Origin of the sequence: Flavobacterium phragmitis (assembly GCF_900112575.1) — a bacterium.
Taxonomy (GTDB): domain Bacteria; phylum Bacteroidota; class Bacteroidia; order Flavobacteriales; family Flavobacteriaceae; genus Flavobacterium; species Flavobacterium phragmitis.
This window is the reverse complement of sequence record NZ_FOMH01000007.1, coordinates 149,981-168,211: the sequence shown is the minus strand read 5'-3', so window position 1 is coordinate 168,211 and position 18,231 is coordinate 149,981. Positions and strand designations below refer to the sequence as shown.

18 protein-coding genes are annotated in these 18,231 nt (G+C 34.3%); 4 read left to right on the top strand and 14 right to left on the bottom strand.

Annotated elements, in window-relative coordinates:
• Positions 1 to 56: 56 nt before the first annotated feature.
• From BM289_RS13860 to BM289_RS13850, 3 genes are all read right to left on the bottom strand, one after another.
• Positions 57 to 803: a succinate dehydrogenase/fumarate reductase iron-sulfur subunit gene (locus BM289_RS13860; RefSeq protein ID WP_091494507.1), complete on the bottom strand. Its 747-nt coding sequence runs from the start codon at positions 801 to 803 to the stop codon at positions 57 to 59.
• A 95-nt stretch (positions 804 to 898) separates the two neighbouring features.
• A complete protein-coding gene (locus BM289_RS13855; protein ID WP_091494505.1) occupies positions 899 to 2,899 on the bottom strand; it encodes a fumarate reductase/succinate dehydrogenase flavoprotein subunit in 2,001 nt (666 codons plus the stop codon).
• 15 nt (positions 2,900 to 2,914) lie between these two features.
• On the bottom strand, positions 2,915 to 3,580 hold the full coding sequence (locus BM289_RS13850; protein ID WP_091494503.1) for a succinate dehydrogenase cytochrome b subunit: 666 nt from the start codon (positions 3,578 to 3,580) through the stop codon (positions 2,915 to 2,917).
• 355 nt (positions 3,581 to 3,935) lie between these two features.
• On the opposite strand from BM289_RS13850, the gene BM289_RS13845 reads away from it, so the two are divergent.
• Positions 3,936 to 5,297 carry a hydroxymethylglutaryl-CoA synthase family protein gene (locus BM289_RS13845; RefSeq protein WP_091494502.1) on the top strand — a complete coding sequence of 454 codons (1,362 nt, stop codon included), beginning with the start codon at positions 3,936 to 3,938 and terminating at the stop codon, positions 5,295 to 5,297.
• Positions 5,298 to 5,550: 253 nt separating this feature from the next.
• Here the strand turns inward: BM289_RS13845 and BM289_RS13840 are convergent, their stop codons facing one another.
• From BM289_RS13840 to BM289_RS13805, 8 genes are all read right to left on the bottom strand, one after another.
• Complete coding sequence (locus BM289_RS13840; protein WP_091494501.1) at positions 5,551 to 6,285, bottom strand: alpha/beta hydrolase; 735 nt, start codon at positions 6,283 to 6,285, stop codon at positions 5,551 to 5,553.
• 353 nt (positions 6,286 to 6,638) lie between these two features.
• On the bottom strand, positions 6,639 to 7,199 hold the full coding sequence (locus BM289_RS13835; protein ID WP_244165377.1) for a hypothetical protein: 561 nt from the start codon (positions 7,197 to 7,199) through the stop codon (positions 6,639 to 6,641).
• Between the two features lie 2 nt (positions 7,200 to 7,201).
• Complete coding sequence (locus BM289_RS13830; RefSeq protein WP_091494500.1) at positions 7,202 to 7,651, bottom strand: GNAT family N-acetyltransferase; 450 nt, start codon at positions 7,649 to 7,651, stop codon at positions 7,202 to 7,204.
• Positions 7,652 to 7,846: 195 nt separating this feature from the next.
• Complete coding sequence (locus tag BM289_RS13825) at positions 7,847 to 8,284, bottom strand: GNAT family N-acetyltransferase (RefSeq protein WP_091494499.1); 438 nt, start codon at positions 8,282 to 8,284, stop codon at positions 7,847 to 7,849.
• 7 nt (positions 8,285 to 8,291) lie between these two features.
• The gene (locus BM289_RS13820) at positions 8,292 to 8,903 is read right to left on the bottom strand and encodes a hypothetical protein (RefSeq protein ID WP_091494498.1); all 612 of its coding nucleotides are present in this window, start codon (positions 8,901 to 8,903) and stop codon (positions 8,292 to 8,294) included.
• Between the two features lie 7 nt (positions 8,904 to 8,910).
• The gene (locus BM289_RS13815; RefSeq protein ID WP_091494497.1) at positions 8,911 to 9,615 is read right to left on the bottom strand and encodes a hypothetical protein; all 705 of its coding nucleotides are present in this window, start codon (positions 9,613 to 9,615) and stop codon (positions 8,911 to 8,913) included.
• A 193-nt stretch (positions 9,616 to 9,808) separates the two neighbouring features.
• Positions 9,809 to 11,335 carry a tail fiber domain-containing protein gene (locus BM289_RS13810; RefSeq protein WP_091494496.1) on the bottom strand — a complete coding sequence of 509 codons (1,527 nt, stop codon included), beginning with the start codon at positions 11,333 to 11,335 and terminating at the stop codon, positions 9,809 to 9,811.
• Positions 11,336 to 11,397: 62 nt separating this feature from the next.
• Positions 11,398 to 11,610: a hypothetical protein gene (locus BM289_RS13805; RefSeq protein WP_091494495.1), complete on the bottom strand. Its 213-nt coding sequence runs from the start codon at positions 11,608 to 11,610 to the stop codon at positions 11,398 to 11,400.
• An 84-nt stretch (positions 11,611 to 11,694) separates the two neighbouring features.
• Between BM289_RS13805 and BM289_RS13800 the strand changes: the two genes are divergently transcribed.
• Together BM289_RS13800 and BM289_RS13795 are read left to right on the top strand one after the other, a co-directional pair.
• On the top strand, positions 11,695 to 12,054 hold the full coding sequence (locus BM289_RS13800; protein WP_091494493.1) for a hypothetical protein: 360 nt from the start codon (positions 11,695 to 11,697) through the stop codon (positions 12,052 to 12,054).
• A gap of 449 nt (positions 12,055 to 12,503) precedes the next feature.
• Entirely contained in the window at positions 12,504 to 13,796 is a 1,293-nt protein-coding gene (locus BM289_RS13795; protein ID WP_091494491.1) for an aminopeptidase P family protein, read from the top strand.
• A gap of 404 nt (positions 13,797 to 14,200) precedes the next feature.
• Here the strand turns inward: BM289_RS13795 and BM289_RS13790 are convergent, their stop codons facing one another.
• Entirely contained in the window at positions 14,201 to 14,719 is a 519-nt protein-coding gene (locus BM289_RS13790) for a ferritin (protein WP_091494489.1), read from the bottom strand.
• Positions 14,720 to 14,808: 89 nt separating this feature from the next.
• Positions 14,809 to 15,162 (bottom strand): hypothetical protein, encoded by a 354-nt coding sequence (locus BM289_RS13785; RefSeq protein ID WP_091494488.1) that lies wholly within the window; start codon positions 15,160 to 15,162, stop codon positions 14,809 to 14,811.
• A gap of 179 nt (positions 15,163 to 15,341) precedes the next feature.
• Between BM289_RS13785 and BM289_RS13780 the strand changes: the two genes are divergently transcribed.
• Positions 15,342 to 16,145, top strand: coding sequence for a TIGR00266 family protein (locus BM289_RS13780; RefSeq protein WP_073410371.1), 804 nt, complete (start codon positions 15,342 to 15,344; stop codon positions 16,143 to 16,145).
• Positions 16,146 to 16,371: 226 nt separating this feature from the next.
• Here BM289_RS13780 and BM289_RS13775 read toward each other — a convergent pair whose 3' ends face one another.
• A complete protein-coding gene (locus BM289_RS13775) occupies positions 16,372 to 18,228 on the bottom strand; it encodes a RagB/SusD family nutrient uptake outer membrane protein (RefSeq protein ID WP_091494486.1) in 1,857 nt (618 codons plus the stop codon).
• Between the last annotated feature and the right edge of the window lie 3 nt (positions 18,229 to 18,231).

Below are 18,231 nucleotides of genomic sequence, written 5' to 3'. Positions count from 1 at the left end.
AAACAAAAACGCTTCCGATATTGGAAGCGTTTTTTAAATATATCAATCGGTTTTAATTAACCTTTTAAACTTGCTGCTAAATACTCACGGTTCATACGTGCAATATTCTCAAGTGAAATTCCTTTTGGACATTCGATTTCACAAGCTCCTGTATTGGTACAGTTACCGAAACCTTCTAAATCCATTTGGTGAACCATGTTTAATACACGGTCAACTGCTTCAACTTTACCTTGAGGCAATAATGCATATTGAGAAACTTTTGCAGAAACGAATAACATTGCTGAAGAGTTTTTACAAGTTGCAACACAAGCTCCACAACCAATACAAGCAGCTGCATCAAATGATTTATCTGCGTCGTCTTTGTTGATTGGAATAGTATTCGCATCAATTGTATTTCCTGAAGTATTTACAGAGATAAATCCTCCTGCGTGCTGAATTCTGTCAAAAGAACTTCTGTCAACCACTAAATCTTTAATTACTGGGAAAGCTTTTGCTCTAAATGGCTCAATAAAAATCGTGTCACCATCTTTGAACATACGCATGTGTAACTGGCAAGTTGTAACACCTCTGTCTGGTCCGTGCGCTTCACCGTTGATGAATAAAGAACACATTCCGCAGATTCCCTCACGACAATCGTGATCAAATGCTACAGGCTCTTCTCCTTTGTTGATTAAACCTTCGTTAAGAACATCTAACATTTCAAGGAAAGACATGTCTGGTTCGATTCCATCGATAGGATATTCTACAATCCCTCCTTTATCTTGAGCGTTTTTTTGACGCCATATTTTTAATGTAAGTTTCATACCTTTTTCGTTTGAAAGTCATAAAGTCGAAAGTCGAAAGTCGCTTGGCACATATTGCCTTTTGACTTTAAGACTTTGGGCTTTCGACCAAATTCTTATTTATAACTTCTTTGAACTAATTTAATGTTTTCGTAATTAAGAGGTTCTTTGTGTAATACTGCATCACTTGGTTTTCCTTTGTATTCCCAAGCTGCAACGTATGCAAAGTTTTCGTCGTCACGAAGTGCTTCTCCTTCTTCTGTTTGATATTCCTCACGGAAGTGACCTCCACAAGATTCATTACGGTGTAAAGCATCTTTTGCGAACAATTCTCCTAATTCTAAGAAATCGGCAACACGAGTCGCTTTTTCCAATTCCTGATTAAATTCGTAAGCGCTTCCTGGAACTTTTACATCTTTATAAAACTCTTCACGTAAAGCAGCAATTTCTTCGATAGCCTCAGTCAAACCTTTAGCATTACGAGCCATACCAACTTTATTCCACATAATTTTTCCTAATTTTTTATGGAAATAATCTACAGAATGTTTACCGTTGTTGTTGATAAATTTATTGATTTGATCTACAACTGCTTTCTCAGCTTCAACGAATTCTGGCAAGTCTGTAGAAATTGGTCCCATTTTAATATCTGGAGCTAAATAATCTCCGATAGTATAAGGAAGTACAAAATATCCATCAGCTAAACCTTGCATCAAAGCAGAAGCTCCAAGTCTGTTTGCTCCGTGGTCAGAGAAGTTAGATTCTCCAATTGAGAAACATCCAGGAATTGTAGTCATTAAGTTATAATCAACCCAAGTTCCACCCATTGTGTAGTGAACCGCTGGGTAAATCATCATTGGTGTTACATAAGGATCTTCGTCAACAATTTTCAAGTACATTTGGAATAAGTTTCCGTATTTACTTTTCACGATATCAGTTCCTAATTTAGTAACTAAAGCTTTGTCGTTTTCATTCAAACCTTTTACGTGAGCAGCTTCTTTTCCGTAACGTTCGATAGCAGCAGCGAAATCTAAATAAACTGCTTCTCCAGTTTTGTTAACTCCAAAACCAGCATCACATCTTTCTTTAGCTGCACGAGACGCAACGTCACGAGGAACTAAGTTACCAAAAGCAGGATATCTTCTTTCTAAGAAATAATCTCTTTCGTCTTCAGATAAATCAATTGCTTTTTTCTTTCCTTCACGGATTGCCTGAGCATCTTCTAATTTTTTAGGTACCCAAATACGACCGTCATTACGCAAAGATTCAGACATCAAAGTCAATTTTGACTGGTGATCTCCTGAAACCGGAATACAGGTTGGGTGAATTTGCGTGTAACAAGGATTTGCGAAAAACGCTCCTTTTTTATGAATTTTCCAAGCTGCTGTTGCGTTACTTCCCATAGCATTTGTAGAAAGGAAAAATACGTTTCCGTATCCTCCAGAACCAACTACTACCGCATGAGCAGAATGTCTTTCTATTTTTCCCGTAATTAAGTCACGAGCGATAATTCCTCTCGCTTTTCCATCAACGATTACAATGTCAAGCATTTCGTGACGGTTGTACATTTTAATTTTTCCACGACCAATCTGACGGTTCATTGCAGAATAAGCTCCTAACAATAATTGTTGTCCAGTTTGTCCTTGTGCGTAGAATGTACGAGAAACCAAAGTTCCTCCAAAAGAACGGTTATCTAAAAGTCCACCATATTCACGAGCCAATGGCACCCCTTGAGCCACACATTGGTCAATAATGTTAGCAGAAACTTCAGCCAAACGATAAACGTTTGCCTCACGAGCACGGTAGTCACCTCCTTTTACAGTATCATAAAACAATCTGTAAACAGAGTCACCGTCACCTTTATAGTTTTTTGCCGCGTTGATACCTCCTTGTGCAGCGATAGAGTGCGCACGACGTGGAGAATCTTGGAAGCAGAATGCTTTTACGTTATATCCTAACTCAGCCAAAGTAGCCGCAGCCGAACCTCCAGCTAAACCTGTACCAACAACGATAATATCAAGATTACGTTTATTAGCAGGGTTTACTAAATTAATATGATCTTTATAATTTGTCCATTTGTCCGCTATAGGACCATTTGGAATTTTTGAATCTAATGCCATTATAATTGATATTAATTATTGTTTGAAATGATGAAATAAAGCGATAATTACGAAAGCTGCCGGAACTACAACCGCAAACCAGTAACCTACTTTCGCCAAAAATCTAGAGTATTTGTTGTGCATCCCTACAGATTGAAGAGAAGATGCAAACCCGTGCCATAAGTGAAATCCTAAAAGGATAAAAGAAACGCAGTATAATCCTGTACGAACCGGGCTGTGAAATTTGTGAACTAACTCTCCATAATACCTTGTAGCATCTGGTGCTGTACCCGCTATATATTTGTAGCTAACTTCAGGAAACCAGAAATCATAAAAGTGCAATCCTAAGAAAGCCAAAATAACCAATCCAGAAATAATCATATTTCTAGAACTCCAAGAAGCGTTTGCAGCTCCGTTGTATTTAGCGTATGCAATTGGTCTTGCTGCGCTGTTTTGTGCTGTAAGTACAAATCCCATTACAAAGTGGAAAATTACTCCAAATGCCAAAACTGGCTGCATTACATACTGAATCAGCGGATTGTATCCCATAAAGTGAGAAGCTTCATTGAAAGCGTCTTCACTAAGAACGGAAATAAAATTTAAGGTAACATGCAGCGCTAAAAACGTGATTAAGAATATTCCCGAAAGAGCCATTGCTACTTTCTTTAAGATGGAAGCATTCAACTGTGCAGATTGTGCCATAAGTGTTAAGTAGTTTGTTTTAAAAAATTAGACAAAAATAACTCAATTACAAAAGAACTACAACCATTTCGTTGTTATTTATAATGATTTTAAAATAGCCCTTCCCTACGTATTTTTACGTACAGAGTTGAAGTTGATAAAAAATAATTCATTATAGAAAACCTCAAATCACTGTTTTTAAAATTTTAAAAAGAAATTCAACCCTAAGTAGATTACCAAAAATTTATCATATTGTTATTTTATTCAAAGTTTTGATTTGTTTTCTTTAAAAGTGTGATCACCAATAAATTTTATCTGAGTAAAAAATTGTCATTCCACAACATAGTTTTACCTTTAGCCGCTCAAAAAATTACTAATGAAAACAGGAATTGATGCTATTTCGTTTGATGTAGCAAACATACATTTACCCATAAAAACTTTGGCAATCGCCAGAAATATTGAACCCGAAAAACTAGAAAAAGGTCTTGGTTTATTGAAAATGACTTTCCCAGATGTTCATCAGGACGCGGTTGTTTTTGGAGCAAATGCTTTAACCAAGCTTATCATTGATAATAAAATTGACTTAAAAGAAATCAGCCGAATCTATGTTGGTACCGAAAGCGGTATTGACAGCTCGAAACCAATTGCTTCTTATTTAATTAGTTTAATGGAGCAAAAATTTGGCGAAGATTCATTAGCAGAATGTGATGTAGTTGACTTTACTTTCGCTTGTATTGGAGGAGTTGATGCCATGCAAAACTGTTTGGATTTCGTAAAATTAAATCCCACTAAAAAAGCAATTGTAGTTACTTCTGATTTTGCAAAATACGATTTGAATTCTGGCGGAGAATACACTCAAGGCGCAGGAGCTGTTGCCATGTTAATTTCTGCAAACCCAAAAATTATTGCTTTTGATGACAATTGGGCAACTAGTACAAAAGGTGTTTTTGATTTCTTTAAACCGTATAGAACTATCTCTAAAGAAGAAATTACTCAAAACGCAAACAACGATTCTTGGTTTGATAATTTAGAATCTGAAATCGAAATCCACAAAGATCAGCCGGTTTTTGACGGACAATATTCCAACCAATGTTATATGGATCGTACGCGTAATGCCTACTTTTCATTCAAAAAATTAAAAAACACAACCGAAACTTTATACAACACCTGGCATAGCATCGTAATGCATTTACCCTATTCTTTCCAAGGAAGAAGAATGTTGTCTGAAATCTACGCTTTAGACAGTGCCGAAAAAATTATTGCCGATGCTATTGCACCTGCAGATTATCAGACAAAAATTAAAGAAGTGGCAAAATCGGATGATTACAGAAGTTTTGTTACCGAGAAATTACAACCTGCAGAATTGGCTTCTTCTTTAATCGGAAACCTATACACTGGTTCCATTTTCATGGGATTGTTATCGACTTTGGCTCATTTTTATGACACTAAAAAAGAAGTTTCAGGAACTAAATTCGGTTTCTTAGCATACGGAAGCGGATCGAAATCAAAAGTTTTTGAAGGAACGATTCAGCCAGAATGGAAATCGGCTTTAGAGAATGTAAAACTTTTCGAAAATCTAGCCGAAAGCATAGAGATTGATTTCAATACTTACGAAAGTCTTCATAAAAAAGAACAAAAACAAAGCATAAGAACACCGAAAAACGAATGGGTTTTAGACCGAATCGAAAAAGAAATTCCTGTTTTAATTGGAGCTCGTTATTATAAATGGGTTGATTAAGAAATTCCAAAATTTTTAAATTCCAAATTCCATTAAAAAACCAAAGCTTTCGCTTTGGTTTTTTTTACATAGTTTGTCATTTCGACTGAAAGGAGAAATCACACTAGTAATTCGACATGCAAAATCGCCAATCTTTGTAGAGTTTCTAGTGTGATTTCTCCTTTCAGTCGAAATGACAAAATTGAGTAAAAAGAATTTCCTAATTATCAAATTGACTAATTATCTCATTGACTAATTTTCTAACCAGAAAAAATCATTCTTGTATAAAAGAAACCATTGCATCCAAAGTTTCTTTCTGCTGTTGTTCCCTACTGATATCGGCTTTATCGTCTCCCAACTGAAATCCATAATAACCAAACTGGCAATGGTTTGCTCCTTCTATCCTTACAAATTTTGTTGCTTGAGGTAATTTCGATTTGTTTTGCATAATAGATCCTTCGCCTGCAACACCGTCTTTTGAACCGTAAATTTTCAAAACTGGAATCTCAATTGCTGCAAGAGAAATATCTCTGGGATGCGAAGTTCCTATTAATATCAACTTATCAATTAGTTTAGGGTTTTCATATACAAACTGCGCTGCCATTTTTCCTCCCTGAGAATGTCCTGTCAGAATGTAGTTTTTTGAAGCATCTTCAAAAAGGTATAAATCTTTAGGTTTGTTATATCCTTTTGACGCAAGTCGCCAAGGCATTTTTATCAAATAAACCTTTATATTTTGATCCGCCAATCTGCGACACAGCGGCACATAAGCTTCTGTTTCCACCATTGCTCCAGGATAAAAGATTACAACGTTTTTAAATTCTTTTTTAGGCTCAAATAAATAATAATCGGAAGCATTTTCTACTTTCACCGAATTGTTACTTTCTAAAAAAGACTTATCGACACCATCCGATTCATAGGAATAAAACAGCCAAATTGTAAATAACAAACCTCCTAAGATCCATACTGTCTTCAAAATTCTATTCAGCTTCCCTTTTTTTGTTCCCATATTCAATTGATTCTGTTAAGTTAAGATTTCAAAAACCTAAATATCCAAATTTAGTATTTCTACAGATATTTCTGGAAATTAATTAATTGGGCGATTAAATTCCAATATTTGATCCCGATAGCTATCGGGACTAAATTCCAAACAAAAAGCTGAAGCAAAATCCCTTCTTTTTTTATACACTAATAGTTTGTCATTATGAGGAACGAAGAACCACACTCGAAACTCGACAAAGATTGGCGATTTTACATGCGGAATCTCTAGTGTGATTCTTCGTTCCTCAGGATGACAAGATTGCAGTAAAAATCTTTTTCAAAAATTTAATTTAAATGTTGCTATTAGTAAATTAATGGCTTCTAAATTCCTCTTTTATACAGCAACAATCCCAACCCTAAAACAAAAAACGCACAACTTAAAACCATCAAAACACCATTTTTCAAAGCAAAAAAGGCAACTCCAACAGCAACCGCACCAATTATTACCATTAAAGATTTTACAGTTTCGGTTTTTATAAAAGTAAAGGCATGAAGCGCCAAACCAAGAAAAAGCAAAGAAGGCCCAACAGCTATAAATGGATAAAAAAGCAATGGCGAATTACTGATATGTTGGCTTAGTTCCGCTTTTTCGATTTCGTTATTTCCGTAACTCGACATTATAAAATCGATTGTACAAAGTCCGATATGAGCAACAACACCTAAAGCTGTTAAAACTGAACCCACTTTATTAATCTTTGTTTTTGGAAATGCATCATTAAAAGACAATAAAAAACAAGCGCCAATTAAATTAAACCAATGCGCAAAATCTACCGATTCGCTTACATTTGGTAACAGTTTAGAAAAGAATAAATAACTGATTAGAAAAAATACTAATCCAATCAGGCAGCGTTGTTTTGTATTCATAATTTTAATTCCGTTCATTTTTAAAGTTTCACTTCCATAATTGGCATGAAACGGTTTTTTATTGACGATTCAAATTCTCCAACTTTTACAAATCCCATTTTAGAATAAAATTCCGCAGCGTTGGGTTCTGAATCTAGCGTTATTTTTTCGATTCCAATTCCTTTCATTCGGTTTAAAAAATCTAGAAGCAAATATTTTCCAAATCCTTTTCCGATATATCCAGGCAAGACAAATAAATTATCAAGTTCTACAGTTTTGTCATTTTCAAAAATAAAAGAATAATAACCAATAATTAAATCATTATCAACCAATTTAAAAACGTTATGTAATCTTATGTAATCTTGCGAAATGGTCAAATTTTTATCCCACTTCCGAATTTGTTCTTCAGAATATCCCCAATAAGCTTTTGATTTTTTGGTTATTTCCGTTAGAGTTTCGTTGTCGGTTATATTGGCTTTTTCTATTTTCATTGGTTTGAAATGGACATCTATCAAAATTTTTCAACACAATCTTGTCATTTCGACGAAGGAAGACCCGAGCGATAGCGAACAGGCGAAGCAAATCACACTAGTGACTCGACAAAGATTGGCGATTTTCCATGCGGAGTTTCGTGTGTGATTTCTCCCTTCGGTCGAAATGACAAATCTGGCCGATAAATTCTATGATTACTTATAAATCGTAAACTTATTATGACTCAAAGTAAACCCCAAATTCTCATAAATCGCCACATTTTCTATTCGCTTTTTATTTGTCGTCACTTCGATACTTTTTAAATTATGCTGTTCTGAAAAATTTAAAATCTCATTTATCAAAACTCTTCCAACGCCTTGACCTCGATATTTTTGATCGATAAAAAACTCTTGAATCTCTCCAACCAATCCACAATGATGCAGTAAATTTTGGGTATGAAAACTAATAAACCCTAAGTCTTCATTTTCGTTTTCGGCAATTAAATAAAGATTTTTTGGGTTTGAAATGTTTTCATTGAATATCGTTTCAAAAACTTCAAAATCTAAAACTTCATTTTCGAGTTCACAGATGGCTTTGTAGACGAAGTTTAGGTCTTGGTTTTCTGCTTTTCTTATTTTGATATTTGATTTCATATTCTAATTACAAATTACCATAAACCACAATAAAATCAGCATAATTCAACTTGTCGTTGAGCCAGTTTTTTAGTTCTGCCAGAAAAGTTTCTTCTTTTTTGTCTCTTGTTTGAATCTTATTTATTTCTTCCACAATCTTTTCACACGTTTTATTGTCGAAATAATTATGTCCTAAAACGTCAAATTCATTTTCTGCCTCATTGTTCCAAGGATTTTTCATTGGAAAAACATTCTGAAATTCTTTTAAAACAAGATCAAAATCTTCAGTTTGAATGAAAACATCATTCCTTTTCTCTGTTTTATAAAATTCTCCTTCTGCATTTTCCGGCCACAAAATAAAACCTATTTTTGAAACAGGATTATTCCCAGTTGCTATAACAACTAGCTTTTGATTGATTCTTTCAATCGTTTTTATTACATCACAATCACAAATATGATATTCTTTTCTTGCTGTTTCTTCTTGACAATCTGCTTTTTTACAAATTTCTATAATATTCTCATTATGAAAATCTTGTTCAGAAAGTATAACATCGTCATTATTCTTCTTTAAAAGCCGAATTGCTTCGCTTAACGGAATTGCTATTTTGCTTCTTAATATTTTTATGCTTTCAGTGTTCATCCTAAAATCAAACTTTAGTTTTCTTCAAATTAAGAAGTTTAATCAAATTATTCCAACCATTCCATTTACAGGTTTCATCATAAAATTCCTTTTCTTGATTTCCAGATTTGATACTGTAATGATCTGACGTTGTACAGCCACCATATTTTATAAGTTCCAGTTCGCATTCCATTTTAATTATGGCGTCTAATTCGTTTTTATTTAGAATTCGACGTTTTCCATTATACTCGACGTAATGTGTTTTGTCTTTTTTTGAAACAATTAAATTTTCTTTTGCAGAATGAAAACAACCTAAGCTTTCAAAATAGAATTCTACTTTTTGATTTTCCTTTAAGTTTCGAACAAATGATTTACTAATTAAAACTTTGTAATCTGAATAATTCGGAAATATCGAAACTTCATAAAACTTGTTTTCTTTTATGTCGATCGTTTTCTGTAAAGTTTGATTGACCAAATTCGCATACACAATTTTATAGGAGCCGTTTGTCAAACTGTCTAAAATAATTTCTTCTTCTATATACGGTTTTTCAAATGCGCGAAATTCTTTGAATATTTTTCCATCCTTATAGACTTGAATACCATAAATTTTTGAAAGATCTCGATTTAATTTATTTTCAAATTCGATTTTCAACTTTATCGATGCCGGAATTTCCTCTTTACAGCTTGTAAAGAGGAAAGAAATAAATAGTAATACTATTGTTTTTAATTTCATTCTATAAAAACTTTTCTTATTCAAGATTACACAATTCTAAACTCAAAACCAATTCAACAGTCAGAAAAATTGTATTTAACAACTTGATACAAACCAAAAACCCGAAGCAATTAAAATGCTTCGGGTTTTTGGTTTTTGTTTTTCGAAAGAATTTCAAATTCGAATTTTAGAGTATTTATAAAACTACAATTCGTTATTTCAGCAGACCATTTACCGCTTTTTCTAATTTATCCATTCTGGCTTTAAGCTCTTTTATTTCCGAATCTTTGGCAGTTAATTGTTTTTTCTGATTTTCGATTTCTGTTTGCTGAGTTTTTACAGCTTCAATTAAAACCGGAATAAAACCTTGATAATTTACCGCTTTATAACCGTCGCTTCCGGTTGTTACTAAATCCGGTAATATTTTTTCTACCTCCTGCGCGATAACACCATATTGTTTTCCTTCTGCAAAACCTTTATCTGGGAATTGCTTGGTATTCATTTCGTACGATGTACCACGAAGACGATTTACTATTTCTAATGGTTTTTGTAGTGTTTCGATATTCGTTTTATAACGAGCATCTGATACAATTAATGCAGTTGTTGATTTAATTGACCCATTTACATCCAGCTTTTGGGCTGGCGCACTTGTACCGATACCTACATTTCCGTTTTCATTGATTACCATACGATCTGTATTTGATGTTCCTAGAGCTAAACTTGACAAATTAGTAGTTCCATCTCCTTTATATGTACCTTTAAGATAAACTAACTGACTAGCTGAGGAAGCTCCTCCTAGATTAGATCTGAAAACAACAAGTCCCAAAGGATCATTATTCATAAGATTTGCCCCGCCAGTTCGATTTCTATCAATAAAAACACCTGGTGTGTATGTATCAGATCTAGTTTCAATCCTAAAATCATCATCACTATCAGAAATATTTTCATTATATAAATGAAATTTTGATCCTGGAGAAGTAGTACCTAAACCTAGATATCCTTTTTGATTTAAAGTCATTTGTGCTAATGTTGATCTGCTTACAAAAAAACTTAGCGATGATAAATCCGGCCCTCTAAAATAAGAGTTAATTCTAGTTAAAGCTGCAACACCAGGAGTTGGATCAACATCTGTCCAAATTAAACCACCTAAAGCTTGTCCAGTTGGTAAGCTCGAAGTAGTTGAACGTTTTATTATAAAAGTTGCCCCGTCGTCAACTCCCTCTATCATCAAATCATTATTATTAGGGTCACTAGATTTTAAATGAAATCCCACTAAAGGAGTATCTGTACCAATACCAAGCCTACCACCTGATGTCAATCGCATTTTTTCTGTATTATTGGTAATAAAAGGAAGATCGAAATTATCTTTAGTCCCTATTGTCTTTAATGCTCCATTAGTATTTCCATCCTGCAACCAAGCATCAATAGGAGAAGCCACACGAACCCACTTTGCTCCATCATTATAATATTCTCCAGGAGTTACTGCGTTTATTCCAGTTGTTGTTGCAGTGTTCCAAACATGCATCCCTGCTACATTTGCCGTCATAGGTAATGCACTGTTTAGGGCTGTCAATTCTACTTTTGGCAACAGCAGACCTTTTGCACTTGTACCATCTGTTCTGTTCAAATCTAATACTGCATCTTTATTTGGATTATTGGTCGGCATCCCTACTTGCGAATACATATTACCCATCATCATAGAGCTTAGCACGAGGCTAAACCTAAAAAACTTCTTCTTCATTTTAAATATTATAAATTATTAATTCCACTTCATCTTCTTTGCTACATCTTTTAAACAACTATTTAGAGTGTCTTTTTAATAAGATTAAAGACGGCATCTTTGTTCGCTTTTTCCATAGCTAAATAATCCTTTTTGATATTATCCGGTTTTATCCCTTGCACTGTTCCATTTATACATTGACGGATGTAATATTTTGACACCTTATATTTAAGAAACAAGGCTTCTAAAACAGTGGAATCATAGGATTTGTAATTTTTTGTCTTACTTTTGTCCATTGCTTTTTTTGTTTTAAAATTTGAAACAAATGTATGATAATTTTCAACGAAAGCAAATTATTTTTAAGATAATTTCCTACAACAATGAATAGTATTTTGAAAAATTTCAAACTAATAGCTGAAAACGAGGGTATAACCATTTCAAAGCTGGAGCTGTTAATAGGCGCCAGTAAAGGTGTTTTATCGAGAGCTATCGCCAACAACAGCGACATTCAATCAAAATGGATTTCTAAAATTGTTGAAATATATCCCAAATACAATTGCGAATGGTTGATAAAAAATGAAGGGCCAATGATTAAAAATGAAAATATTCATTCTTTAGTCGAGCAACAAATCGAAGATGTAGCTATAAATTATAAAGAATTAGCTGATTCGCGAAAGGAAACCATTGAAAGCATGAAAAAACAGATTTTATATCTGGAAGAAAAGATTGCCAATAAATAATACATAAAAAAAACCGAAGCTTTTGAAATTTCGAAAGCTTCGGTTTTTTTGGCTCACAGCTTTGTTATTTTTCCTTTCGTCTAGATGACAAAATGTGTTTACCACTCTTTGTGGAGTTACCTGCGGAGATTTGCTTCGCCTATTCGCTATCACTCGAGTCTCGTTCATCAAAATGCAAAGATTGGGCAAATACTTTGCGTTGATCCTTCGACTTCGCTCAGGAAGACAAAAACAGAACTTAAGCTTTGTGTTCTTTTCTTTCTTTTTCAACAAAAAAATAATCATTGCGTTCTTTGCCTAAATCTTAGCGCTCTTTGCGGTAAAAAAAACTTAGTGCCTTAGCGCCTTCGTAGCAAAAAAAATAAATAAGAAAACTTTAATAAATCAATTATACGCCATTCCTCCAAAATCATTAATTTTGAAATTCGAAGTTCAAAAACGAAATAATTATGAAATATCATCAAATAAACAGCGCTCTTTTTGTAAAAAACCGCAGAAAGTTCATGGCTGAAATGAAACCTAATGCTGTTGCCGTATTCAATTCAAACGACATTTATCCAATTAGTGCCGACAGTACTTTGCCGTTTGCACAACACAGAGACATTTTTTATCTGAGCGGTGTCGATCAGGAAGAAAGCGTTTTGCTTTTGTTTCCAGATGCGCCTTATGAGCACCAAAGAGAAATTCTTTTCTTGAGAGAAACCAACGATCATATCGCCGTTTGGGAAGGTGAGAAATTGACAAAAGAACGTGCTTTTCAGGTTTCTGGAATTAGAACGGTTTATTGGTTGCAGGATTTTCATAAAATTTTGAACGAAATGATGACGTATGCTGATACGATGTACATCAACACCAACGAACATTATCGTGCTTCTGTGGAAACAGAAACTCGTGAAGCTCGTTTTGTAAAATGGTGGAAAGAGCGTTATCCAGCGCACAATGTGGCAAAAAGCAACCCAATTTTACAAAGATTGCGTTCTGTAAAAGAAAGCGAAGAAATCGATTTAATCCAGCATGCTTGTGATATTACCGAGAAAGGTTTCCGAAGATTATTAGGATTCGTAAAACCAAATGTTACTGAGTATGAAGTTGAAGCCGAATTAGCGCACGAATTCATCCGTAACCGTTCTAAAGGTTTTGCTTATACACCAATTATTGCTTCCGGAAACAATGCGAATGTTTTACATTATATCGAAAACAATCAGCAATGTAAAGAAGGCGATTTGTTATTATTAGACGTTGCTGCTGAATATGCCAACTATTCTAGTGATATGACTAGAACAATTCCGGTTTCAGGACGTTTTACAGATCGTCAGAAAGCGGTTTACAATGCAGTTTTGAGAGTTAAAAACGAGGCTACAAAAATGCTTACGCCAGGAACGCTTTGGAAACAATATCATGTTGAAGTAGGTAAAATTATGACTTCTGAATTGCTAGGTTTAGGTTTATTAGACAAAGCTGATGTTCAGAACGAAAATCCAGAATGGCCCGCTTACAAAAAATATTTCATGCATGGAACTTCTCACCACATGGGATTGGACACGCACGATTACGGTTTGCTTCATGAGCCAATGAAAGCCAATATGGTTTTCACGGTTGAGCCGGGAATCTACATTCCAGCAGAAAAATTCGGAATCCGTTTAGAAGATAACGTTGTGGTTCAGGAAAAAGGAGAACCTTTTAACTTAATGAGAAACATTCCTGTTGAAGCTGACGAGATTGAAAGCTTGATGAATGAATAAAAAAACAAAATGCTGTCCAAAAAATTAGTGGGCAGCATTTTTTTATATTGATATTTCTTGAAAAGCCACCTAATCAGACGCAGATTGTACGGATTCGCTAACGCGGAGACACGGATTAAAACGGATTTTTTAATAATCTAACTAAAGATTTATATAGATAATCCGTTTTAATCCGCGTTTTTACGAAGTAAATCTGCTTTATCCGCGTTACCAATCGACTTATTCCATTATACTATAAAACTACATGTCGCTCCTCCGGAGCTTTATCGGTTCTAATAAATAAATTTTCTATAAATATCTGGCTTCTCCGAAGCCTAAACTGATTAAAAACTGATGAATGAATAGACATTAAAAAAGCCCTTAATAAAAATATTAAGGGCTTTTTTAATTTTATAAATCGGTTATTATCCGATTTTTGAGATTTGTACATCCAATTGGAATTTACCAGCTGCTTCGTTTTCATCGATTAACTCAAAAAGCTCTAAAGCTCTTCTTGCATTTTTCTCTTCTTCTCTTTGCTCAGCTACATACCACATCATAAAATCTTCTGTAGCATAGTCATTTTCAGCTCTACATTTTGCGATTACTTTATTCACAGCCTGTGTAACCGCAATTTCGTTTTGCAAAGCAATTTCAAATACTTCTCTTAAAGAAGCAAATTCCTGCTGCACTTCCGGAATAGATGGCGTTACCGCAATCCCTCCCATATCTGTAATATATTTGAAAACTTTTAGAAAGTGCTCTCTTTCTTCTTCAGCTTGTTTGTATAAATAAGATGCTGAATTAGCATAACCGTTTCTATCCAACCATGCAGCCATAGCTAAATATTTGTTTGAAGCATCGCTTTCTAATTTTGCCTGTAAGTTCAATATATTTTCTACACCTTCAACTAATGAAGTACGTGTTCTTAGTAAATCTTTCATAACCTTTAATTTTTATAAGTGTAAAATTACTAAAATTAAAGGATACAGCCCTAACCCCCTGAAAATTTGGATTTAATCTAAGTAAGAATCTAAATAAGCTCCACATTTACCATATTACAAAGCATAGAATGCAAATTGAGGGTAAATTTAGTACCGTTTAGTAAATCTCTTAACTGCACGATTTCACAGATGGTAAGATTTCTGGAAAAATTTCTTTTGGTAGTTTCAATCAGCTGTGCATCTGACTGATCTGATAAGTCATAAAGCATATTCAAAATGTCAACGCTATTCACCTTTCTTTGAAAAATCAAAAAATCTTGAATCTTATAACTTGACACAGTATCAACAAAATTGATGATTATACTATTAGTCAAATCACATTGATAACTATATCCTTTTTCGGTTTCAAATAATACTTTGGTGGTCAAATCACTAACTAACATTCTGATAAAATATGATAACGGTGCAAAAATATATAATTAAAAGTAATTAACCACATAATTAAGACTAATTTAAAATAACAAAAATTGTTAATCTATTTAAAAATGGCCGAAGTGTACTAAAAACTGTAACATTCTACAGGAGCTTTAGTCTAATTCTGAAAACAAATAACTAAGAAATTATGCAAGCGCACGAAATAGATTATCAGATTTTTGGAGAAGAAATGCAGTATGTGGAGATAGAATTAGATCCACAGGAAATTGTAATTGCTGAGGCTGGCAGTTTTATGATGATGGAAAACAACATCCAGATGGAAACCATATTTGGAGATGGTTCTCAACAACAAGGTTCAGGCTTATTTGGCAAACTTTTAAGCGCCGGAAAAAGAGTACTTACCGGTGAAAGTTTGTTTATGACGGCATTTTTAAACCAAGGCAATACTAAGAGCAAAGTTTCATTTGCATCGCCATATCCTGGAAAAATCCTTCCAATTGATTTAACAGAATTTCAAGGCAAATTTATCTGTCAGAAAAGTTCTTTTTTATGTGCTGCCAAAGGTGTTTCTGTCGGAATAGAATTTTCTCAGAAACTAGGACGCGGTCTTTTTGGCGGTGAAGGTTTTATCATGCAGAAAATCGAAGGAGACGGAATGGCATTTGTACATTCTGGAGGAACAATGGCCAAAAAGGTATTAGGTCACGGCGAAGTTCTAAAAGTGGATACAGGATGTATTATTGGTTTTACTAAAGATGTGGATTATGATATCGAATTTATTGGTGGAATCAAGAATTCTATTTTTGGTGGCGAAGGATTGTTTTATGCTACTTTAAAAGGCCCAGGAACGGTTTACATACAATCATTGCCTTTCTCAAGATTGGCTGACAGAATTATTGCATCGGCACCAAGATCTGGTGGCAACAGTCGTGATGAAGGAAGTCTTCTTGGCGGTTTGGGAAATCTTTTAGACGGCGATAACCGATTTTAATTTATAGAATGGCTTACAGAAGAATGTAAGCCGTTTTTTTTTTAGCCACGAATCGCACAAATTATCACTAATTTCTTTGTCTTTTTAATTTCACTAATTAATTTACTTTATAAATTTTCATTGCCTATTTCTTATCTCTTTAAGCTTATTTCTACTAGAGCAAATCTTTATAAAAAAGGGCAGTTCTTTCGAACTGCCCATTCCTAACACCTAACCAAAAGTGCACTTAATATCCATTATTCCCAAATTCTTTGGCATTTGAAATTGCGTCCAAAAATGACCTCGGAATTGGTCTAACGATATGTTTACTGTCAACAAAATTTGTCCCCGCAATTGGATTCGTCTGATCTAAATAGGTTTTGGTTAACTTTCCTGTACGTTTCAAATCAATCCATCTGGTGTGTTCGCCAGATAATTCTCTTGCTCTTTCTTTTAAAATAAAATCAATATTCATTTGCCCGCTTGACACCAACATTTCATTTTCTCTTGATGTCAAAGCGGCTCTTTTTCTTAGAGTATTTACATAAGTCGAGGCTTTACTTTGATCACTATTTAGAATAGCGGCTTCTGCGGCAATCAAATACACTTCGCCCAAACGGATTATCGGAATATCTCCCAACCAATATTGATTACTCTGACAGTACAATGCTGCAGAAAATTTTCGCATTGCTGGAAAAATATTAATCAAATTTGGGTCATTTGGATACATTGCTGGATCTTTATATTTATTAGTTCCAGGCTCAAAAATATCACTTGGATCAGCAACCAGAACCGGCATTTTGCTCTTTACAGCAGGATCAATATTCCAGTTAGGCGTAAAAACAGACAAACCTTCATCGTTATTCATATTGATTTGCTCTTCTATTCTCTGCGAATAAAAATTAACTGTTGGCAATGCCTGAGCTAAAGTATTTTTAATCGTATAACCTACTACCGAAGCATCTTTTTTGTAAGCAGTTGCCATTGTCTGTGTAATTGTTTTATTGGCAGCGGCATAAAATTTAAAAGTGAATGTTTCTGCAAAACGAGTATCTGCTGGTGATGGCACAGGAGAAAATACTTCTGTCAACAAATATTTACTTGGTTTTAACAAACGGCTATTGGCGCGTCCGTATAAGATACTGGTTGCTCCCGCTCCCCACTCAGCTCCTCTTGTTGCTAAATCAGGCAAATAATATTGTCTTGTCCTTCCTCTGTTGTAACCTTCAGGATTAAGTCCGCCTGGATCAATTCCCTGCGTAAACAGAAATTCTGTGTTTTTCTTATTATTGTTCCCATCCCAAAGTTTACTGAATCCCGATTTCGTATTATCACTTAGATACAAAGCAGTATTGTATTTTGTGGCGTTATTGATTAATTCTTCAGCAGTATCCAAAGCTAATTTTGCATATTCTGAAACATCTCCTAATCTTGTTCGTTGCAAATATACTTTTGCCAGCAAACCATAGGCTGCTTTCTTAGCTACTCGTCCCTGTAAAGTCTGTTGAACTGGAAGATGTGCGCAGGCAAATTTTAAATCTTCAATGATCAAATCGTAAAACTCTTTCTCAGAGCTGCGAACAGGTGCATTATCTGCTCCTTCAATAATCGATGATTTTGTTCTTAAAACCACACCTCCAAATTGCTCTACTAATATGAAATTACTAAAAGCTCTTAGAAAATAAGCTTCCGCTAATTTGGCATTTAATTCCTCTGTTGAAGAATAGCCATTAACATCTTTTGAATAATAAATCGCCGTGTTGCAAAGATTTATAGTAGTGTAAGCTGTTCCCCAAATTACTTTGATATTCCCATCGTCCGGATTTAACTGGCTGGTGTATTGTGTATAACCAATGCCACTGTTGCTGACATTTTCCCAAGAATCTGTTCCTGCTTCTGTCGGCGCTATATAATCTACTTTTCCGTGAAGGAAATACAGATTTTCGTAACAACTATTAATTAAGCCTTCAAATCCTGGTCTTTCGCTATAGGATTTATCCAAAGAAACAGTGGTAAGATTTTTTTCGTCTAAACTGCATGATTGCAAACCAACCATAAAAGACATTAAGACAATTACTGATTTTATATTGATATACTTTTTCATAAT